Origin of the sequence: Exiguobacterium sp. FSL W8-0210 (assembly GCF_038006045.1) — a bacterium.
Taxonomy (GTDB): Bacteria; Bacillota; Bacilli; order Exiguobacteriales; family Exiguobacteriaceae; genus Exiguobacterium_A.
Genome location: NZ_JBBOUK010000001.1, coordinates 651,302 through 673,421, shown reverse-complemented (window position 1 = coordinate 673,421; position 22,120 = coordinate 651,302). Strand labels below are relative to the sequence as shown.

Genomic DNA, 22,120 nt, shown 5'->3' with positions numbered 1-22,120 from the left:
ACTAGGGGGCAATGAGCGGTATGGCTTACGCTCAACAAGAGCTAAAACAGTGTATCGAACAGGCCGTCAGTCAGGCGAACGCCTCACAACGACCTATACTCGCTTCGTATTCATGGGAAATCGAAGCAACTGACATGCGTTCCCTCGAACAGGGTATCGAGGAACGATTTTATTTCGCGACACCTGATCGCTCGATGCGGGCCATCGGGTTTGGCATCGTACAACAACTTCAGGCTTCAGGAACGGATCGTTTTTTACGAATTCAATCGCAATGGGAAAACTTGAATCGCGATCATGTCGGTCATGATTTATTTGCGTTCAGCGGATTTTCGTTTACCGAACTTAAACAACCGGATTATCGTTGGTCTTCCTTCGGAGACGCTTCGATGACGATTCCGAAGTTTTTATTTCTAGAACAAGATGGCAAGACACGTGTGACGATTTTTGCTCGCGTCGAGCCAATGGATCAAGTCGATTCTATCTTAAATGAACTCTCACTCGATTTCGCCAAAGTCAATCAACCGCAACCATCGACTGCGGCAGGCGTCACGCGCTTACGACTATCGCGAGATGGGAATGAAGCCTTTGAAGCTTCGTTCCATCAAGCGATGCACTACTTGGAGACGACACTTGAAAAAATCGTCTTGGCGCGCGAAGTCGTCTATGAGCTGGATCGTCCACTCGACGTAGCCGCTGTCGTCGCTGAACTCGAAGATACCCAGCCCGGCAGCTACGTCTTCTGTTTCCAACCAAATCCGGAAGAAGCCTTCATCGGCGCTACACCGGAACGACTCGTCTTAAAACGTGGACGTCGTCTTGAAACGGCAGCCGTCGCTGGTTCTGCACCACGCCACGCAACGGATGAGATGGACGAAGCACTCGGTCAATCGTTATTACAAGATCAAAAGAATCGGGTGGAGCACGGAATCGTCGCGGATTCGATCGAACGGACATTATCTGTTTTTTCAGAGGAACTGGATTGTCCGGATACGCCGATTCTCTTGAAGAATCGCCATATTCAACATCTTTATACACCGATCACAGCTCATTTAAAAGAAGATGTGACGTTATTCCAATTAATCGAAAAACTGCATCCGACACCTGCTCTTGGAGGCGAACCAAAGCAGTTAGCAGTCGATGCCATCCAAGAAATCGAGACGTTCGAACGAGGATGGTACGGTTCACCTGTTGGTTGGATGAACGGACAGGATGACGGGGAATTCATCGTTGCCATTCGATCTGGATTGTTTACAGAACGGGCGGTCATTCTTTACGCCGGTTGCGGTCTCGTCGAAGGCTCTCATCTCGATAGTGAACTGGCAGAGACGGAAACTAAACTATCACCGATGGTACAAGCACTTGGACACGTCGGTTCGATTGAAAAGGATGATATTTATGTTGACTAAGTGGATGCACACGTTAATTGATACGCTCGTCGCTTCTGGTGTCCGGGACTTCGTCATCAGTCCCGGTTCCCGTTCGACACCACTTGCCATTGCTGCTTTTCTGCATCCTTCTAGCCGTACCCACGTCCTTGTTGACGAACGGTCGGCTAGTTTTTTTGCTTTAGGTCTAACACGGACGGAAGAACGCGTTCGTCCCGTTGCATTAATTTGTACAAGCGGTACCGCTGCGACGAACTATTATTCAGCAGTGACCGAAGCGAATATTTTTGAACTTCCGCTGATCGTCTTGACCGCCGATCGACCACATGAATTACGGAATGTCGGTGCGCCACAAGCTATTGATCAGGTTGGTCTGTACGGGAAGCAGGTTCGGCATGCGTTTGATCTTCCGTTAGCAGAAGAAGCGAGCCTTCCTTACGTCGCTCATGTTGCACAACGCGCAACCCTACTCTCTCTAACGGAACCAGCTGGCCCGGTTCAAATCAACGTTCCCTTACGTGAACCGCTCGTGCCGGAACTCGATCTCTTACGGACAGGGCGCCCGGTCGGTGTTTTACCTGAACCGACACCGGGCGTAAACAACGCTTTAGCGACCGCACTTCAAGAAGAGCGTCTTCTTTTTGTACTTGGACCACAACTTACTGCGGCGGACAGTCAGGTTGTCATCTCGTATGCGAAACAAGCAGGGATTCCGGTGTTGGCGGATCCACTCAGTCAAGGACGACAATCGCATGATGCTCACGTTTTTGCCTATTACGATACATGGCTCAAACATCCCGCTACCGCTCAGCACGTCCGACCAGACCGAATCATTCGTTTCGGTGCCATGCCGACGTCAAAACCTTATCTGCTTTGGTCTCGGGAGATTCCGACGACGGTCGTCGGTCATCCAGGAAACTGGCGCGATCCACAGCTTCATTCGGATTTCGTAATTGGTCACGCGCGACAACTCGCGCATCATGAATCTGTTCCGCACGATCCTGCGTATCTGACACTGTTGCAACAGGCGGAGCGACGCGTCGCCGCTGCTTTTGCGACAATCGATCAAGAGGAGATGACGGAATATAACGTCGTCCGTGCATTGGCGACGTTACAGGACGGAAGTCTCTTTGTTTCGAACAGTATGCCGATACGGGATGTCGATACGTTCCTACCGACAGGAACATCCCTTCGTCTACTCGCGAACCGAGGAGCGAACGGAATTGACGGCATTCTCTCAAGCGCTCTAGGAGCAACGTTTGATGCCACACATCGCTACTTACTCGTCGGTGACTTGGCGTTCATTCATGATATTAACGGTCTGATGACAGCACGGACGCTTCCGTTAACGATCATTCTCGTCAACAATGCAGGTGGTGGCATTTTTAGCTTTTTACCGCAACAACGACTTGAGCAAGAGGTATTCGAACCACTCTTCGGTACACCGCAGCATCTCGACTTCGCTTCTCTCGCTTCCGGATACGGTGTAACCTATCAGGCGATCGATTCCATTGCCGCGTTACGTCAAGCACTTGCGGAAGAGACGCACGTCACTCGGATTCTTGAAGTCAAGACGACACGAACAGAAAACGTACAGATGCACCGTTCGATCTGGGACGTGACGAATCATGCGTTAGCCGAGGTGTTCCAATGATTTTGCGTGGCCATACGTATCATGTGAAAATCGAGGGATCGGGTCCACCGCTCCTATTGCTTCATGGTTTTACAGGCTCCCTCTCGACGTGGGACATGCTAAGTGAGCATTTATCGACTCACTTCACCGTCTATCGCCTCGATTTGATGGGACATGGAAAAACGACACCGGCGTCTGAGCAACGAATGCGTTTGACGCAACAGGTCAAGGATCTCGAGGCACTGCTCGCTATGCGATCCGAGCCATGGATCGTCCTCGGATATTCGATGGGCGGACGAATCGCTTTAATGCTGAGCGTCGTCTCTGAGCAAATCGCTCGAACGATTGCCGTTAGTACGACACCCGGTCTTAAGACGGCAATGGAGCGAAAATTACGTCGTACATCCGATCAAAAGTTAGCGGAGCGCCTTGAAAAAGGCGGACTCGAAGCTTTTATCGATCACTGGGAGACACTTGGATTATTTAAACCCCAAGCCCTTCTCCCGGAATCGCAACGTATGCGACTGCGTCAGGAGCGTCTGTCCCAAACGGTTGAAGGTTTAAGTGCTTCGTTACGTACACAAGGTACAGGAAGCATGCCATCCCTATGGTCATGCCTTCCGAAAGAGATTGATTGGATCGTCGGGGCAGAGGATGAAAAATTCCGTGCCATCGCTTCACGAGCGGCATCACCTGAAAAAATTCACGTGATTTTGCACGCTTCGCACGCCCCACATATCGACCAACCGCAAAAGTTTGTTACAATGGTAGAGAATCTACTTATTCATCACTAACATATTGGGGGAATTCACATGAAATATGCTCCGGAATGGGTATCAGCCCGCAGCTATGAAGACATCAAATATGAACAATGGAACGGGATCGCGAAAATCACGATCAACCGTCCTGAAGTTCGCAATGCGTTCCGACCACACACGGTCCACGAACTCATCGACGCATTTTCACGTGCACGTGACGATCAAAATGTCGGCGTCATCATCTTAACAGGTGAAGGCGATCTCGCATTCTGTTCTGGCGGAGATCAAAAGGTACGTGGACATGGTGGATATGTCGGTGACGATGAAATTCCACGCTTGAACGTTCTTGATCTTCAACGTTTGATTCGTGTCATCCCAAAACCAGTCATCGCTATGGTCGCAGGTTATGCGATTGGCGGCGGACACGTCCTTCACCTCGTGTGTGACTTGACGATCGCTGCAGACAACGCCCGCTTCGGACAAACTGGTCCAAAAGTTGGTTCATTCGATGCTGGATATGGCTCTGGTTACCTCGCACGCGTTGTTGGACACAAGAAAGCGCGTGAAATCTGGTACCTCTGCCGTCAATATGACGCACAGCAAGCACTTGATATGGGACTCGTCAACACGGTCGTCCCACTCGCAGATCTCGAGCAAGAAACGATTCAATGGTGTGCTGAAATCCTTCAACATTCACCAACGGCTCTTCGTTTCCTTAAAGCGGCATTCAATGCTGATTCAGATGGTCTTGCAGGGATTCAGCAACTCGCAGGAGATGCAACGTTGTTGTACTACACAACGGACGAAGCAAAAGAAGGACGCGATGCGTTCAAAGAAAAACGCAACCCGGACTTCGGACAGTTCCCGCGTTTCCCATAATGAAAAAAAGGTTCAATCGTCTTACGACATTGAACCTTTTTCGTATATTCATCTCAAAAGGAAGTGACTATTTTGTATCCTTGGATCTATACACGGGCAAAAGAACAGCCGGATGACATCGCACTCATTACGGAAACAGAGCGTTGGTCGTGGTCCGAACTATATGCACGCGCGCATCGCTTAGCGAGTACTTGGGCGACGATCGTGACACGCGGAGACCGGATCGCCCTGTACGGTCCATCGAGTGCGCGCTACATCGTCGCACTTCACGCAGCTCAATTGCTTGAACTGACCGTCGTCCCGATCAACACACGTTTGACGCAAACGGAAGTATTACGTCAATTCAAGCAGGCAGATGTACGGCTCATCGTGACGGACCGGACACTTGATACAAGGATTCCGTGCGTGGCTTTCTCTTATGAAAAAGAAGCACCTGACCTGTTAATACGCCATATGCCCAAGCAATACGTCCAATCGATGCTCTTTACGAGTGGTACGACCGGACATCCGAAAGCCGTCGAACAAACGATGTTGAATCATTTTTCAAGTGCGACGAACGCCGCGCGTCATATCGGATCACTGCCAGAGGATCGTTTTTTGATCGTCACGCCGCTGTTCCATATGAGTGGATTAGCTGTCGTCTATCGGGCGGTCATCTACGGAGTACCGATCATTCTTGAGCCACATTTTTCACCAGAACGCGCCTTGCACTGGATTACGACGGAAAAGATCACCCACGTCTCACTCGTCTCGGTCATGCTTGATCGACTGCTCGAAGCCGGGCTACGTCGCCACGCGCTTCGCGTCGTACTGACAGGAGGCGGTCCTGTGCCATTACCGATTCTGACGCGTGCACTCGACCGCAATATCCCGGTCATGCAGACATACGGGATGACAGAAACGGCTTCTCAAATCGCGACTCTTTTGCCAGAGGATGCCTTACGAAAGATTGGATCGGCCGGACAAGCGATTCATCCGACACAAATCCGCATTACACGTCATCAAGAAATCGAAGTCAAAGGACCGACGATCATGAAAGGTTATTTTCATGAGGAAGAGAAAACGGCAGAAGCGTTTACGGCAGACGGTTTTTTCAAGACTGGTGACTTAGGACGCTTGGACGCCGATGGATACCTCTACGTCCTCGATCGTCGAAGCGACCTCATCATCTCAGGTGGGGAAAACATTTATCCAGCTGAAGTCGAATCAGCACTTCTCTCGATTGATGGAATTCAAGAAGCAGGTGTCGTCGGACGATTTGATGCTAAATGGGGACAGGTTCCGGTCGCCTTCATCGTCAGCACACTCGATGAAGTCATCGTCCGAACGGAAATCAGTCAATTGCTCGCTAAATATAAATGTCCGGTTGATTATATCTATCATAGCGCGCTGCCACGCAATGCGAACGGTAAACTATTGCGGAAGCAACTGAAGGAGTTATTATGAGTATCACTCTCCGGTCTGCCGAACTGTTCGATGTTCCGCTCGTCTTTCGTCGTCCGATGCAAACCGCCCTCTCGACGCTGACAGTACGTCGGACGACGATTTTGCGTCTGACTGATTCGGAAGGACGAATCGGTTACGGGGAAGGTGTCGCGTTTGATACACCGTGGTATACATCGGAAACACAGCACTCTCTTCAAGGAATCGCTCCGCTGCTGTATCGATTACTTGAACAACCGCTCCATCATCCAGCAGACGTTACGGATCGATTCCACATCGTGCAAGGTAATCCGATGGCAAAGGCGATGTTCGAAGGCGCGATCTATGAATTATTCGCAGCAGCTACCGGTCAATCGCTCGCCACGTATCTCGGAGGTGATGAATCATCTCTCGTACCTTGCGGGAAAGCACTCGGACGGGCTTCTGCAGCACAGACCGTCGAAGCCGTCGGACAAGCGATCGCTTCCGGATATGGACGGATCAAGCTGAAGCTCGCTCCGACGGATACCGTCGTTCTTGAGCAAGTACGTGCCGCTTTCCCTGATGCGCCCTTGATGTTTGACGCTAACGGCAGCTTCACTGAAGCAGACTTCCCTCTATTACAACAGTGGGATTCATTCGGTCTCGTTATGATGGAACAGCCGCTCGCAGCGTCGGATTGGTCCGGACATCAACGTCTCGCTAGACTCTTACAGACACCGATTTGTCTGGATGAATCCATCGTCGCTCCAGCAGATGCCGAGTTGATGCAGACGCTCCACGCTGGTCAGATTCTAAACATCAAGCCGGCACGCGTCGGTGGACTGACGAACGCTTTGTCCCTTCGAACAAAAGCACCATACTGGCTCGGTGGGATGTTCGAGAGCGGTATCGGGCGTCGTCAGACCCTTGCTTTTGCAACACTGCCTGGACTCGCTTATCCGATCGATATGGCAAGTACTGCCGATTATTTCGAAGAAGATTTGCTTGAGACCCCGTATCATGTCGAACACGGACACATTCGTTATTCCGCTCCAGCCGTATCCGAGTCACAGTTAAATAAATTGGCAACGTCCCGGATATCCTTATAATAGGAGCACTACGACGAAAAAGGAGGCTGACTCAAAAAAGAATGACGCGTCTTTTCACGCCCTTTCCTCAGTCGAGACACAAGCTAGCTTTCCCTGCCTTATTCAAGCAGGAAAGCTGGTCTTGTTTGTCTCTGACAGCGCAAAGATGCGCTTTTTCCTGTAGGAGATGCGTGAAACGCGTCATTCTTTTTGTTATGAAGTAAGGGTGGCAGATTATCATTCTGCCACCCTTACCTTTGTGGAAACTGACTTTTGAGTCAGCCCCCTTCTCGTGTTTTACTATATGAGCTTTTCTTAGAACGATTCTTTGCCTTCGACTTTCGTCAAAATCTCATACCCGTCCTTCAAGACGACGACCGTGTGCTCGAATTGTGAGACGAGGCTCCGGTTCGGTGTGTATAACGTCCAACCGTCCCGCTCATCTTCGATACAGAACTCATCTCCTGTTGAAATGAACGTCTCGACAGCGATGACTTGGCCTTCCTTCAACAAATCATTCTCTTCACGATTGAAGTAGTTCGAGATGGATTCTGGCTCACCATGAAGTGTCTTACCGAGACCATGTCCCGCTAAGTTACGGATGACCGTGAAACCGCTCTTACGTGTTTCGGCATAGATTGCTTTTCCGATCTGGTTGACCTTCGTTCCGGCTTTGACTTTTTCAAGTCCTTTCTCAAGCGCCGTCAATGACACTTCAACGAGTCGGACATCTTCCGGACGTTTTGCTTCTCCTGCGATGACCGTCTTCCCTGTGTCCGAGTAGTAACCGTTCTTCACAGCCGAGACATCGACATTAACGATATCACCTTCTTGAATGACATACTTCCCTGGGATACCGTGTGCTGCGATATCGTTGACACTGATACATGTCGCTCCTGGGAAATCGTACATGACGATTGGAGCAGACTCTGCTCCCTGTTCCTTCAGGATGCGTGCTCCGATGTCATCGAGTTCCTTCGTCGTGACTCCCGGTTTGACGGCATCCGCCATCTCATCGCGTGCCATGGCGACGATTCGTCCAATTTCTCGTAATGCCTCGTAATCATAATCTAACACTTTCATTTCCTCCTCATTCACTCAATCGTTCTTGATATAGATAATCTGCAGAGATATCCGCAAATAAGAACATCCCATTACTAAGCGGCATACTAAATGTCCGCGTTTGTTCACTCGAGCTGAAGTCGACGTACCGTTCGGACAAATATCCACTATGTCGTCGTTCCATAGCTACCGTCGTCCGGATGAAGTAAGGACGGAAACTCCAGTTGTACCCTTTGTAGAAGGAATACAGTTTCCACTCCCCACTCTTTTTACTGACATTTGAAGATTGTTGGAATCCATTCGCATCCGTTATATAAAACCGGATGAATTCTGGCTCCATCTTCCGGGCGAGCGTCAGCAACCATTGATCGAGATCTTGCTCCGGCTTCAAGGACTGACAATCTTCATTAAATCGAACCGTCCAGTCTTGCTCTAGCTGAAACAAGCGATTCATCTGCTCGCGATCATATTTATAAAACATCGGGACTTCATGGATCAACACTTCCATACCAGGACAGGTCATGACCCATTCAGGTGATGCTTCTCCAAGTAGATTCCCCATGTAGTAACGTCCTCCGTGTTGCCACGCATACCGAAGTTGACCGAGATGACTGATATTCTTATACAAAAGTGGCGCTCCAAGCTGGTCGCAAAGATGCTCCATCGTCTGTAAGAGATGTGGATACGACGCTGAGACGGTCTTTTTTTCAATCATGGAGGATAAATCGACGATCAACATATCCGGCGACATCGAAAAGACACGTTCAAGACTCGTTGCTTCCGCACGGTCCAGCGCTACCTTCAGTCCAGAGTTCTGGTAATACGCAACGATCCGACCCAAACGGTCAAAATCATCGACTTGGACATCCGTCAAAGTAACGTACATCCGCTCTTTTGGAAACGACGAGTCGACCGTCCGTAAGACATGCAAGAAGTCCTCCCCACCGTTTTCAAACAGCCAAGCTGGACGACAACGGATCAGAATAAACGCTTGTGCATCGGAGGGTACTTTTTGGAATGCTTGACGGACGACATGCCCCATGACTTCGAGTTGATACTCGATTGGAACATCATCTTCCTGAAAAAATGGTTTTAACGGTTCTCCACGAAAATGGGACTGGATTTCATACCCTTCCACCTTAAAAGGGGCAGCGCCTACGATCGGTTGAAACCATGCCTCTATCTCTTCGGGATGAACGATGACATCTAATGCATCCATTCTATTCCCCCCTTGTACTCTTGTTCTATCTTAACAAAAAAAGAGCCTCTCTGTAACGAGAGAGCCCCTGTTTTACGATAACGTCGTATCTTTCCTCAATGCGATATACAAGTACACACCGAATGTCGCCGTCAAGTAGATGATACTCAGGACACCGTATTGGATTCCGACGGCTCCCCCCTTACCGATGGCTAGCACAAGAAAGATGATGCCGCCAAATAATAAGGTCGCCAACGGAATATAACGAAAATGTCCTTTTGTCGTCCGCTCACAAATCTTTTTCGTCGCGATAATCAGTGCAACGAGACAGACGGATGCTGCTACATAAATGGTATACACGAATGATTCAGCCCTCTCCCTATCGTTCATGGCTCATTTTATCATGACCGCTCAGATAAATCATAAAAAAGAACCGACTTGTCTGTGACAAATCGGTTCGAATCGTTTACTTTTCAAAACGTGGTTTACGTCCACCACGGTTACGATCGCTTTCGCTACGGTTGCTACGTCCAGCATAACCGCCTTCACGACGATCTGATGAAGAAGATGAACGACCACCTTCACGACGATCACTACCGCCACGTGGGTTGTTTCCACGGTATCCGCCACTGCGGTTGCCGCTTCCACTTCCACCTTTGTTTCCGTAAGGACGACGGTTTCCACCACCGTTGCTACCGAAACGTTTCACGCGGATTGGTTCGATTGAAGAGATTTGGACTGGTGTTGCATCCGGCTCTTTCGTCAATCCTTTAAGTGCTGCTGAAAGAAGTTCCACTGCTTCGTACTCTTCTAAGAGTTCTTGTGCAAGTGTCGTATATTCTTTTGAGTCTTTTGCTTCAACGCGTTTGATGAGTTCTTGTGCAGCAAGCTTCAAGTTGCCTTCTAAGATTTCATCAAGTGTTGGTGCATGACGACGTGACATTTTTTTGTTCGTGACACGTTCGATTGTTTTGATTTGACCGAATTCACGTGGTGTAACGAATGTGACAGCCGATCCCGTTTTACCAGCACGACCCGTACGACCAATCCGGTGAACATAGCTCTCTGGATCTTGTGGGACGTCGAAGTTGTAGACGTGTGTGACACCAGAGATGTCAAGACCACGTGCTGCAACGTCTGTCGCGACGAGGATATCAATCGTTCCTTTTTTGAAACGACGGATGACTTGGTCACGTTTTGCTTGTGTTAAGTCACCGTGTAAACCGTCAGCTGTGTATCCACGTTGGATCAAACCTTCAGTCATTTCGTCAACACGTTTTTTCGTACGACCGAAGATGATTGAGAGTTCCGGAGAATCCGTGTCGATCAAACGGCAAAGAACGTCGAATTTTTGGCTTTCTTTCAATTCGATGAATGACTGGTCGATGTTTTCAACTGTCATTTCTTTTGCTTTGACTTTGATATGTGTCGGAGTCGTCATGAAACGATCTGCGATTTTACGAATTTGTGGTGGCATCGTTGCTGAGAATAAGAGTGTTTGACGTGTTTCAGGAAGTGCACCGAGGATTTTCTCAATGTCTTCGACGAATCCCATGTTCAACATCTCATCTGCTTCGTCAAGGATGACCGTTTGAACGTGATCGAGGTTCAACGTCTTACGGTTCATGTGGTCCATCAAACGTCCTGGTGTCGCAACGACGATTTGTGGATTTTTGCGAAGTGCGCGGATTTGACGATCGATTTGCTGACCGCCGTAAACAGGAAGTGCATGAACGCGTTTTACTTCACCGATCCGGTTCAATTCTTCTGCTACTTGGATTGCGAGCTCACGTGTTGGAGCAAGAATCAACGCTTGGATGTTGCGTGATTTTGCGTCAAGACGCTCGATTGTTGGGATACCGAACGCTGCAGTTTTACCAGTACCTGTTTGTGCTTGACCAATTAAGTCAACGCCACTGAGTCCGACTGGAATTGTTTCTGCTTGGATTGGTGTTGCTTCTTCGAAGCCCATTTTTAGGACACCTTTGATAAGTGCCTCACTAAGATTTAATTCACGAAATGTTGTCAATGCTAAATACTCTCCTTTGTCATATGAAAAACGTCTGCCACTAAACAGACGCTACCGTAACGAATACAATCGACTACCTATTATAACAGAATCTATCACATAAAGATAGAGTGGTTTCTCTTATAATAATGTTTAGGGAAGTCACCATCATAATCGTTGCCATAAGGGCGAGGGAAAGGCGAAGTGCCCGGACCGTGCGATGTACGTCATCGCGTGCCCCCACTAGTGATGGGGTATATTCAGTAAATGGTCGCCGGTAATCAAACCAGCCGCAACCACCAAAATGATGAATTCCTTACTATCTATTCGAAACGCAGGCTTACTCGGTCCGATTATTTCGTCAACCGAATACCCGTTTCATTTTTTTCTATTTTTTTATCTTTCAACAGGCGACCGAGCGCTCGTTTGAATGCTGCCTTGCTGAGACCGAATACTTCATCGATCGTCTCGGGAGCTGTCTTATCACCATACGGCATCTGACCATCATGTTCAAGTAGATGGTTCAGAATCAACTCCGCGTCTGTATCAATGGCTTCAAAGGCACGTGGTCGTGCTGAAAGTAATACTGTACCATCTGGTTTTACATTTGTCACTCGTAATTTCAAGACTTCTCCAAGACGCGGCCAGCGTTCCATCTCACGTTCATGCAAGAATCCGATCGATTGATCGTTGACCCAGACGTTAACGCCTGGTTCACGTTGTGAGAAGACGAGACCTTCGACGTCCATGTTGTTCCACTCCTCTGGAGCTGGCTTCGCACGTAAGTTGAAGTATGCATAAGGTGCAGGGTCTCCGAGTAACCGAAGCTTCTGATCATGTTTCAGACGAATGAAGAGTTGATCGCCTTCTTCTGGCCAGAACATCCGGCGCTGCGGCAAATCGTCGAGTGAGACGAGAACGTCTTTTTGAATACCGATGTTCGCGAACACTCCTGTGTTATAGCGTGTTCCATTAATCGTCGTCTTGACATAGTCTTCAAATGAAGCTTCTGGAATCGTCATCGATGATGCTAGACGCCCTTCATTATCTTGATACAAGAAGACTTCTACCTCTTCATCGAGGGCTACTTTCCGTGTTTGTTCATTGTTATGCAACAACACGTCTTCATTTCCATCTGTCAGAAACACTCCGAACTCTGCTTCGCGTTCTACTTTTAATGTGACAACCTGTCCTGCGCGTAATCCCATTTCGGGTCATCTCCTCTCTGTATTTGAATCGATTCCAGTCCTTGTGAATCGTTCTGCTGTTCTTTCCCTACCATACTATACTCTTTTTCCATTCATCTCTGATATCGACACAATGGTGACAGTTGTGACATATTTGTGAACAGAACACATTTGCGTGATTTTTTTGAAAAAAAGATATATGATTAAATAACAGGAAAAAGAAGGTTTAGTTTAGGTAAATATGGGGGATAAAAATGTTTCATAACATTCAATCGCGTTCGTTCGCACGACGCTTCACGAAAACATTGGTTTTTGCATTTTTTGCGTTCCTTGCTACGATTGGAATCGTCTTCGCAGAAGGATCGAACAGTACGGATATGACACCGAAGACACCAGCGCTTCAGCAAATCGACCGCCCTTAAAATCTACACCTTCCGTGTGGATTTTTTATTTTTTCCGGACATTTACAGGACGATAAAGGAAAATCACGGCTTACCTCGAATTGTAATGGACATACCATTATTTTAATTTCGAGGAGGAAACGGACGTGCTCTTCTACTTATTCACGACGATTGCGGGTCTCATCACTACATATTTAAGTTTTGTTACCGGTTATTATACGAGTTCGATCGGTGTGTTCGTCTTTACGCTAGCGATTTGTCTGTCACTATCATCAATCCGCCAGCTGATACGTACGTCCTATCTGACTTACATTGAATACATCCGACACCGTCGTGTCAAAAAACAGTACGAACGGATGAAAAAGCGTGAACTTTCTTATCAAGTCTCTTATCCTCAACAAGATTCCAGCACACCACTTGCATTCTCCGCGACAGACCAGCATGATAAATAAAGAACACGATTTCATCATCTAGGAGGAACAGATTCATTATGAACGAAATCCCTTTATCAAACGGTTGGACACTTCGCTACTCCCCTGTCATCGATTTATGGTTGAAGGAAGATGGCGTACTGCTCGTAGATCACGAAGATAAGGTCCGCTTGACTCTCATTTTGGATGAGGAAACGATGGAAATCAAACAGATCGACAATACAAATGCTACGTTCTCTGTTGATCCAACGACACGTCGCCTCACCTTTGAACTAGGAGAAAGCGAAGAGGAATCTGAACCTCGTTACTGGGAATAATCACGCAGACCGGGTGCGACGCCCGGTCTTTTTTTGTACAATAACATCAGTAATGAAAAAAGGAGCTGTCACTTCATCATGATACGTACTGTCATATGGTTCATTTATTTTGGACTTGTCTTACCCTGTACCTTACCGTTTTTACCTAGTGCAAAACGTCGAACGCATCTCGCGCGCTATGCGTTCGTCCAGCGTGTAGCAAGCGCCTGGGCAAACTCTCTTCTCCGACTCGCTGGTGTTCGTGTCAACGTAACAGGTCGTGAACACATCCCAGCAAACGAACCTGTCGTTTTCATCTCGAATCACCAAGGGAACTTCGATGTTCCGATTCTACTTGGAACAATCGATAAACCGAAAGCATTCATCTCAAAAATCGAAGTGAATAAAATCCCAATCGTCAATGTTTGGATGAATCTGATGGGATGTGTCATGATCGATCGAAAAGATCGACGCCAATCGCTGAAAGCGATTCGTTCTGGTGTCGAGACGATCAAGGACGGACAATCGATGATCATCTTCCCGGAAGGAACACGCTCCAAAGGCGGTCCAATGGCGGAGTTCAAAGCGGGAAGCTTCACACTCGCGACCTCAAGTGGCGCTCGCGTCGTACCCGTCGCAATTTCAGGAAGTTATCGTGTCATGGAGGAGACGGGTAAGATTCGTCCTGCCACGGTCGACGTCACGATCTTACCGTCGATTGATCCGAGTACGATGACACAGAAAGAACTCGTCCAAACAGTCGAACAGCAAATCAAACAGATTGTAGAAGGTGTCTAATATGTTAATGAAAGCAGAAAATCTCAAAAAAGAATTCGCCGATAAAATCGTCTTCGAAGATGTGACATTCTCCGTCTCACCTGGCGACCGGATTGGCATCATCGGCGTCAATGGTACCGGTAAGTCGACACTCCTGCATATCTTGGCAGGTAAAGAGACGGCAGACGCTGGTACGATGCATCACCCGAATGATTATCGGATCCGCTTGCTATCGCAAACGACCGATTATCCGGAAGACCAAACGGTCATGGAAGTATTGTTGTCTGGTGATACACCAACGATTAATGCGTTACATCACTATGAAACAGCGCGTCTAGCACTTGAACAAGATCCGACGAGTAAAACACTACTCAATCGCTTCATTACAGCTCAGACAGAAGTCGATGCTGCGCAAGCTTGGGACACGGAATCACGCTTAAAGATGATTTTAAACAAACTCGGCATCCTCGACTTGAACGCGTTGATCGGCTCTCTTTCCGGAGGACAACGCAAGCGTGTCGGACTCGCTGAAGCTTTACTTGATGAAGCCGATCTTCTCCTGCTCGATGAGCCGACGAACGAACTCGATGCTGAGACGATCAGTTGGCTTGAGACTCAAATCAAGGAATACCGTGGTGCGATTCTACTGATTACCCACGATCGCTATTTCTTGAATCGTGTGACGAATCATATGATGGAGATCGCGAACGGTACGGCTTATTTCTATGTCGGAAACTATGAATCGTTTCTTGAGAAACGTGCCGAACGCCGTGAACGGACGGCTTCTATGGAAGAAAAACGTCAAAACATCCTCCGTCGCGAACTCGCCTGGTTGCGTCGCGGAGCAAAGGCGCGGACGACGAAACAAAAAGCGCGAATCCAGCGCGTGGATGCTTTACAAGACCTCTCGTACGAGGAAGAAGAATCAACACTCGAAGTACAGGTCGGTTCGACCCGTCTTGGTAAAAAAGTCATCGAAGCGCATGATGTCTCGCATCGATTTGGTGAACGGACCCTTTTTGAATCGTTTAACGCTCTGATTGGACGGAAAGAACGGTATGGCATCGTAGGACGAAACGGGAGTGGAAAATCAACACTTCTTTCAATTCTTGCGCAACGCTTAGAACCAACAACCGGTGAAATCATTCACGGCGAAACGGTGAAGATCGGCTTTTATGGGCAATTTGCCGAATTCACGCATCCCGAACGCCGTGTCATCGATGAGGTCGAACGAATCGCAAAAGTCATCACGACACTCGCTGGCGAGGAGATCACGGCAAGTCAGATGCTCGAACAGTTTCTCTTTAAACCGGAAGCCCAATATAAACAAATCGGTAAGCTTTCCGGCGGCGAAAAACGACGTCTGAAATTGTTGACGATTTTGATGGAAGAACCGAACGTCCTCTTCCTTGATGAGCCGACGAACGACTTGGATACTGAGACGTTATCCGTACTCGAAGATTATTTAGAATCATTCCCAGGCACCGTCATCACGGTCAGCCACGATCGCTACTTCCTCGACCGGGTCGTCAATCGCTTGATTGCATTTGAAGACGGGAATGTCGTCTTTTATTATGGACAATATACAGACTATCTTGAGCAAATGACAGCACCCGTTCCCTCAATCGTTGTTGAAAAGACGGTTGAGGTTGCTACAGCACCAAAGATAGAGACGCCAAAGAAACTAAGTTATCAGGAACAACAAGATTGGGCAATCATTGAACAACAAATCGAAGAAAGTGAGGCAGAACTGGAGCAATTAGAAGCCGAACTTGCTTCGGCAGGAAGCGATCTCGGTAAAGTCAATGAACTGTATCAAGCCATTGAAAAAACGAAAGCGATGCTTGATGAACGGATGGAGTATTGGACGTACCTTTCTGAAAAAATCGAGGCATTTGAAAACTATCGTCAATCTAATCAATAATTTCGATAAGCGGAGTTCTTCCTTAAAGAAGAACCCTGCTTTTTTCATGAAATGGGAATTGCCTCTTATTTTCATTTTAAATCTGAAAATAAATGTGAATTCAAACTAGATATCGGGTAATGTTATAGCATATTTCATTTTCATGGAAGGCTTACGAAAGGAGGAGTTCCGGTGAAACGGATCGTTCATAACATCTACCCTACCGTCGCATTCTACTTAGTTGTTACGTACACCCTGCTATGGCTATTGCCACAAGATCGCTCGTTACAACTTTCAGCGATCATTAGTCTAGTCGGTTCTTTCGTCATCTTCCTACTTAGTCAATCGAAGGCTTTCAAACAATCTTCCATTCCATATAAATGGTTATCGATCGCCTTTTTCTCGTATTTTCTAGGCGATTTCCTCAATATGATTGGTCGTCTTTTTCAATGGAACGCTGTTAACCTGAACGTCTTATTAGATCTGCCTTATACGGTTCATTTAACGATGATGGTCATCTTCTTATTTCGGCAGTTGGATTTGACTTTGTTTCAAAAACAAAAATTATTGATTCTTGATTCTTTAACATTGTTCACTGTATCAATGATTGCTGGATACATCGCTATTTTCCGCTTTGTCCCCTCTTATACTAGAACGGTACTCGAGCAAATCAGTTGGACCTTCTATGCCTTCTTGACGATTCTGTTAACGCTGTTCTTTTTCTTACTTTATGCTTCTGGACTAAAGCGAAACGTATCGAGATTAGGGTTCCTCTTCCTAGTACTCGGAACGTTCGTGCTCGGTATGACGAACTTTATTTTTTATACGTTGTTATTAAACGGTGAACCGCGAATAGCTGGTTTATTGCTTCCGCTATACCCACTCAGCGGACTCTTCATCCTTGCCTTCATGAATACTCGCGCTCTTCCCATCAGTCATGAACAACAAGCAACTCTTATTCGGGTCGAAACACTTACGCGTTCCTTGATGTCGTACATCTTATTATCTGTACTGATTCTCTATATTACATTCTTCCCTGTCTCCCAAACCTTCTTCTCACTTTCCGTCGGCATTACGTTTTTATTATTTTTAACACGACAGCTTTTCATATCAGGAAAATCTGCGGTTATTACAGGAAACAACAGCACTGCAAACGAATCTAGAAGACATTGTCCATCAAAAGACAGCACTCTTACAGTTAAGGGAAAAGGAACTAACATCGCTTTTTCTATCTTATCCAGAAATTGTTCTTGAAATCGATGCTACGTATCAGATTCGATCTGTCAATCCAGCTGCTGTCGAAGCTGGATGGAGCGATTTACCGCTCGGACCGAGCCAACGGCTACAACTCGATCGACTCATTCCATTGCTTCAACAAGCGCAGCTGATTTATCCCTCTCACTTGCTACATGTACCGACCACGGAGGAACATCCGGAAATCTTTTTGAATACGACAATCATCGATATCCCGGATCAACAACGCTATTTCGTCATCTTGGCGGATATCACGGAAGATTATCAACAGGAAGTATGGCTAGAACGTATGGGGTACCATGATTCGCTCACGCATTTGCCAAACCGGCGTTACTTCGAGGAACAACTTTATCTGACTCTGCCGACGTTAGAATACGGCTCCTTACTATTCATTGATTTAGACGGTTTCAAACAAATCAATGACACTTATGGGCATGATGTTGGTGACCTCGTGTTACAAGAGACGGCGAGCCGCCTTCAATCGATGACGACGTCAACTGATCTCGTTGCACGTCTTGGAGGAGATGAGTTCTTGATCTTCATTCAGGCATCTGCTTCGGAAACACGCCAGTTTGCCGAACACGTTCTCGAAGTTCTAAATCATCCGTTCTACATCCAGACACATACGCTTCAAGTCACACCATCAATCGGAATTTCCTTATACCTGAAGATGGTAAAAGCTCTGAACAATTATTGATTCGAGCAGATGAAGCCATGTACCATATTAAGAAGACCGAAAAAAAACAATTTTTTGTTCGCTACTCAAATTAAACGTTAGGAGGGAGTCCATGCTTAAATCGAACTATTTCATTCGTTGGTTTCCTGCCATGCTCGTCATATCTTTTGCTCTAATGATCCTTGCTACATGGACTCCTTCCATCTCTAATCGGATCGTTGAACAAGTACTACAGTATATCTCTCTTGGATTGATTGCTTACTTTATTCTTACTGCTTATCGTAAGGAACAAACATTGGTCGTACCCAGACGAAAGTTTTGGCTGATCGCTTTAGGATCACTGGTTTTAACCTGCATCGGTTCCGTTCGAGACATTACATTTCTTCGATCCAGACTTTCCAGTTCCATCTATTTATAGCCTGATTTTATTTTCAATATCTCATTACGTATTCTTATACGCGATTTTTTACCGAATCATCACAAAACGGACACTCGGACAACACGTGCTCGCTTTCGTCGATGCCGCGATCATCGTCGTTTTCGTAGCACTTGTTGCGTTTCATGTCCTCAATGAATTGACGAATCCGGGACTGCAAACTGTTCCTTATGCCATCATCGTCATTACGAATACATCACTCGGTTTATTCGTCTTCTTCTATTTCACGTTCATTCAAGAAACTCATTGGGTATCAAGGATGGCATTATTCTTATTGTTCTTATCCATTTTCATTCGCGGTATCTACGAAGTCTCAAGTGTTTATTTCCCGGACTTCTCAGCAAATTATCTATTGTTTTTCCCGATCTTGATCCGTTTGGCGCAAAGTGCAGCTATTTTATGGCATATTGATCATATTGAAGAAGGAACCACTCGAACGAAGGCCATTCCCCGTTCCTGGCTCCCTCTACTGGCCGTTCCTTTATTCATTCACTATATGGTGGAACAAGAAGGCGGGAAGCTCGATATCTTCATCATTTTAGTTTTACTAATCATTCGACAAATCTTGATTGCTCGTCAGCATAGGTTGATCGTTGCACAATTACACGAACGGAATGAACAACTCGCTTCACGCATTGAACATCGCAAACAACAAATTAAAGATAGTGAACAGCAAGTCATCCCACTCTTTCTCGGTCATCCTGACCCGATGATTCGACTCGATCAATCTGGAACGGCACTATACGCAAATTTAGCTGCCCAACGTCTGTTTCATTTACCCGACATGACGATTGAACATATACCTCGTACGATGCGTCACTTATTAGAAACACTTGAGACAGATATCGATGAGTATGAAGATGAACAACACAGAAAGTATGAGATCATTGATATTCCGATTCAGATTGCTGCCACCTCGATGGGACGTTTCACGATTTTACATGACGTCACTGAACGAAAGCTCCGGCAAAAAAGGATCGAATACCACGCCTACCATGACGCCTTGACAAGTATCGGAAACCGTCGTTCGTTGGAGCGAGATTTTTCAAACCATCTCCTCGAGATGAATTATCTTGCGGTAGTCGATTTAGACGGTTTTAAGCAAGTCAATGATACGTATGGTCATGAGGCAGGTGATTACGTATTGATCGAAGTCGCGAAACGATTGAGCGAGCATACGAATTCTTTAGAACAGGTGTATCGACTTGGTGGAGATGAGTTCGCGATCCTCTTACACGCCGATGATGAACTGTCCTTACGTCGAAAATGTAAATCCTTCTTAAACTTTTTAAGACGTCCTTACGTTTATAAAGGACAATCCTTATTCGTTTCTGCAAGCATCGGTGTGACCGCGTGTCATAAGGCTGATCTTGAAACATGCTTAAAGCAATCCGACCTTGCCATGTATCGCGTGAAACATCGGGATAAAAACGATGTCTCCCTATATCGAGCAGATTCATGAAAAAAACCTAGAATACGTTGACCATAATCAGGTCATGTATTCTAGGTTTTTTCGATTATTCTTCTGGTCTCGGTGAAATATTGCCTTCTTCGATATCGAGGAGTAAGTCAATCAATTCCGCACAAAATTCTGGATACTGACGAAGCAACGCGTCTTCTCCTACTTCATCCACGAAGTCCGTCAACAAAGCGAGGACTTCTGGTACCAGTGCGCGCGCTACTTTCATATAGGCAATCGCAAAGCGCCATTTCCCAGAAATGTAGAGCAGTTTTCCAATCAACAAATCACCTGATTCGACTTCAATCTCAGACAAATCCGTTTGATACGTCTGTTTTGACATTAAATCAACGACACCATCCGCCTCGACTTGAAACAACGAAGGCATCGGGTCCGCTAATCCACGCAAGGCGCGGTAGAGGCTAGGCGATAACTCTTCTTTGACCTGCTCAAGAAAACGACCGTGCGGCGTTTTTCCTTGATCATCCGTCTCATAGAAGATGGCCCAATCTACGAATAAGTCCCGGAACAATTCAGCATCTTTTAAATACCAACGTCCCTCCGTCGCAATCTCTTCAATGAAAGCGACCCAATCCGTACTGCGCGCTGTCGCTGCTTCTTGATACATCTTCTTCAAGGCTGCATTCATTTCCGCTTCAGAAACCGTCGTCGGAAACGGAATTACTTTTCGATCGTTCTTCATTTCGATCGCCCTTTCCGGTGAGGAGTAGCCGGTCGTTTAATCGTCTGAGGTGCTGTGAATTCACGTTTTGGAATGACTTCCCCACGGTAAATTTCCATCGCTTCCATCTCGACGCCCATTTGCTTCGCAAGTGTTTTTAAGTGTTTTAAGTCTTGATCCGTAACAAGAGCAAGTACCATTCCGTTCGCGTTTCCACGTCCCGTCCGACCTGAACGGTGTACGAAATCGTCAAACGACTCCGGCAAATCATAATGGACGACATGCGTGACTGCTTCGATATCTAACCCACGTGCCGCAAGACCTGTCGTGACGAGTAAAGGAAACTCTCCCTTTTTATAAGAACGCAATGTCTCCATCCGCTCTCGTTTGCCTTTTTCAGCGTCTAAAATCCGGTATTTCAATGAGAATTTACTCAACTCGCCATTCAATGGTCCGAGGAAGGAACGATTATTAATGAATGTCAGTACTTTTGATCCTTGCATGTTCGCCAGACGACGTAACAATTCCGGCTTCTGACGACGTGAAGTCTCCAAATAACCGAATGTCACTTGTGTACTGACGGCACGCTCAACTCGAATCGTCTCAGGGTTGTTTGCAAGCGTCCGTCCCCATTCTGCTGTCCGTTCCGGTAATGTCGCGGAGACGAATGCTAACTGACGATCGCGTAGTGCACTGTTTGCGATTCGCGTCGCCGAGTCACTCATACCACTCTCATAGATTTGATCCGCTTCGTCCAAGACGATCAATTTCACCTTATGCATCTTCAGCTTCTTCGAATCGATCAACTCAACGAGACGCCCTGGCGTTCCAACAATGATTTGTGGTTTTTTCTTCAATCGTTCATATTGTCGCTTTAATTCAACACCACCAATGAATGCACCGGATTTGATACCACTTCCTTGAGCAAACAATTGAATGACTTGATGAATTTGCATGACGAGTTCCCGTGTTGGTGCCGTGATCACGACTTGCACGTGTGGTTCTTCTACTTCAATCTTTTCTAAAGCTGGAATGACATAGGCAAGCGTCTTCCCTGTTCCTGTCGGCGCTTCTGCCAGGACATCTTTTCCTTCGCGCAACAACGGAATCGCTTGTTCTTGAACAGGCATCAACTCCGTAAAGCGTGCGCGTTCCCATGCTTCCTGTAAAAATGATTTTGTAAAGTTCATAACGATTTCTCCT

At 46.8% G+C, this 22,120-nt stretch carries 21 protein-coding genes; 14 read left to right on the top strand and 7 right to left on the bottom strand.

Annotated features, from left to right (window positions below; translation table 11 throughout):
- Window positions 1-20 precede the first annotated feature (20 nt).
- From MKY22_RS03495 to menC, 6 genes are all read left to right on the top strand, one after another.
- Entirely contained in the window at window positions 21-1,406 is a 1,386-nt protein-coding gene (locus MKY22_RS03495) for an isochorismate synthase (protein ID WP_290776900.1), read from the top strand.
- Window positions 1,396-3,039, top strand: a complete 1,644-nt coding sequence (gene menD, locus MKY22_RS03490; RefSeq protein WP_341086701.1) for a 2-succinyl-5-enolpyruvyl-6-hydroxy-3-cyclohexene-1-carboxylic-acid synthase — start codon at window positions 1,396-1,398, stop codon at window positions 3,037-3,039. The genes MKY22_RS03495 and menD overlap by 11 nt, the downstream gene beginning before the upstream one ends.
- Window positions 3,036-3,812, top strand: coding sequence for a 2-succinyl-6-hydroxy-2,4-cyclohexadiene-1-carboxylate synthase (gene menH / locus MKY22_RS03485; RefSeq protein WP_290776694.1), 777 nt, complete (start codon window positions 3,036-3,038; stop codon window positions 3,810-3,812). The genes menD and menH overlap by 4 nt, the downstream gene beginning before the upstream one ends.
- Window positions 3,813-3,830: 18 nt before the next feature.
- On the top strand, window positions 3,831-4,655 hold the full coding sequence (gene menB, locus MKY22_RS03480) for a 1,4-dihydroxy-2-naphthoyl-CoA synthase (RefSeq protein ID WP_023469886.1): 825 nt from the start codon (window positions 3,831-3,833) through the stop codon (window positions 4,653-4,655).
- Window positions 4,656-4,727: 72 nt separating this feature from the next.
- Window positions 4,728-6,101 (top strand): o-succinylbenzoate--CoA ligase, encoded by a 1,374-nt coding sequence (gene menE, locus MKY22_RS03475; RefSeq protein ID WP_341086693.1) that lies wholly within the window; start codon window positions 4,728-4,730, stop codon window positions 6,099-6,101.
- Complete coding sequence (menC, locus tag MKY22_RS03470; protein ID WP_058704976.1) at window positions 6,098-7,168, top strand: o-succinylbenzoate synthase; 1,071 nt, start codon at window positions 6,098-6,100, stop codon at window positions 7,166-7,168. Before menE ends, menC begins: the two co-directional genes overlap by 4 nt.
- Before the next feature lie 294 nt (window positions 7,169-7,462).
- On the opposite strand, the gene map is transcribed toward menC, so the two are convergent.
- The 5 genes from map to MKY22_RS03445 all read right to left on the bottom strand — a co-directional run bounded on the left by map (window position 7,463) and on the right by MKY22_RS03445 (window position 12,623).
- Window positions 7,463-8,224 (bottom strand): type I methionyl aminopeptidase, encoded by a 762-nt coding sequence (gene map / locus MKY22_RS03465; protein WP_414654406.1) that lies wholly within the window; start codon window positions 8,222-8,224, stop codon window positions 7,463-7,465.
- A 13-nt stretch (window positions 8,225-8,237) separates the two neighbouring features.
- Entirely contained in the window at window positions 8,238-9,428 is a 1,191-nt protein-coding gene (locus tag MKY22_RS03460; protein WP_023467278.1) for an EAL-associated domain-containing protein, read from the bottom strand.
- A 72-nt stretch (window positions 9,429-9,500) separates the two neighbouring features.
- Window positions 9,501-9,767, bottom strand: coding sequence for a hypothetical protein (locus MKY22_RS03455; protein ID WP_029340877.1), 267 nt, complete (start codon window positions 9,765-9,767; stop codon window positions 9,501-9,503).
- A gap of 106 nt (window positions 9,768-9,873) precedes the next feature.
- Window positions 9,874-11,436, bottom strand: a complete 1,563-nt coding sequence (locus MKY22_RS03450; protein WP_290776700.1) for a DEAD/DEAH box helicase — start codon at window positions 11,434-11,436, stop codon at window positions 9,874-9,876.
- Window positions 11,437-11,768: 332 nt separating this feature from the next.
- Window positions 11,769-12,623: a CvfB family protein gene (locus MKY22_RS03445; protein ID WP_023467275.1), complete on the bottom strand. Its 855-nt coding sequence runs from the start codon at window positions 12,621-12,623 to the stop codon at window positions 11,769-11,771.
- Between the two features lie 233 nt (window positions 12,624-12,856).
- On the opposite strand from MKY22_RS03445, the gene MKY22_RS03440 reads away from it, so the two are divergent.
- From MKY22_RS03440 to MKY22_RS03405, 8 genes are all read left to right on the top strand, one after another.
- On the top strand, window positions 12,857-13,024 hold the full coding sequence (locus MKY22_RS03440; RefSeq protein ID WP_023467274.1) for a hypothetical protein: 168 nt from the start codon (window positions 12,857-12,859) through the stop codon (window positions 13,022-13,024).
- Window positions 13,025-13,149: 125 nt separating this feature from the next.
- On the top strand, window positions 13,150-13,455 hold the full coding sequence (locus tag MKY22_RS03435) for a hypothetical protein (RefSeq protein WP_290776702.1): 306 nt from the start codon (window positions 13,150-13,152) through the stop codon (window positions 13,453-13,455).
- Between the two features lie 38 nt (window positions 13,456-13,493).
- A complete protein-coding gene (locus MKY22_RS03430) occupies window positions 13,494-13,751 on the top strand; it encodes a hypothetical protein (protein ID WP_023467272.1) in 258 nt (85 codons plus the stop codon).
- Between the two features lie 78 nt (window positions 13,752-13,829).
- Complete coding sequence (locus MKY22_RS03425) at window positions 13,830-14,528, top strand: lysophospholipid acyltransferase family protein (protein ID WP_029340873.1); 699 nt, start codon at window positions 13,830-13,832, stop codon at window positions 14,526-14,528.
- Window positions 14,529-14,535: 7 nt separating this feature from the next.
- Window positions 14,536-16,431, top strand: coding sequence for an ABC-F family ATP-binding cassette domain-containing protein (locus MKY22_RS03420; protein WP_445298365.1), 1,896 nt, complete (start codon window positions 14,536-14,538; stop codon window positions 16,429-16,431).
- Between the two features lie 171 nt (window positions 16,432-16,602).
- Entirely contained in the window at window positions 16,603-17,664 is a 1,062-nt protein-coding gene (locus tag MKY22_RS03415; protein WP_290776707.1) for a hypothetical protein, read from the top strand.
- A 112-nt stretch (window positions 17,665-17,776) separates the two neighbouring features.
- Window positions 17,777-18,361, top strand: coding sequence for a GGDEF domain-containing protein (locus tag MKY22_RS03410; RefSeq protein ID WP_341086676.1), 585 nt, complete (start codon window positions 17,777-17,779; stop codon window positions 18,359-18,361).
- 482 nt (window positions 18,362-18,843) lie between these two features.
- Window positions 18,844-20,238, top strand: coding sequence for a GGDEF domain-containing protein (locus tag MKY22_RS03405; RefSeq protein WP_341086673.1), 1,395 nt, complete (start codon window positions 18,844-18,846; stop codon window positions 20,236-20,238).
- A gap of 55 nt (window positions 20,239-20,293) precedes the next feature.
- Here MKY22_RS03405 and MKY22_RS03400 read toward each other — a convergent pair whose 3' ends face one another.
- Both MKY22_RS03400 and MKY22_RS03395 read right to left on the bottom strand, forming a co-directional pair.
- Complete coding sequence (locus tag MKY22_RS03400; protein WP_290776713.1) at window positions 20,294-20,938, bottom strand: hypothetical protein; 645 nt, start codon at window positions 20,936-20,938, stop codon at window positions 20,294-20,296.
- Window positions 20,935-22,107 (bottom strand): DEAD/DEAH box helicase, encoded by a 1,173-nt coding sequence (locus MKY22_RS03395; protein WP_290776715.1) that lies wholly within the window; start codon window positions 22,105-22,107, stop codon window positions 20,935-20,937. Before MKY22_RS03395 ends, MKY22_RS03400 begins: the two co-directional genes overlap by 4 nt.
- Window positions 22,108-22,120 lie beyond the last annotated feature (13 nt).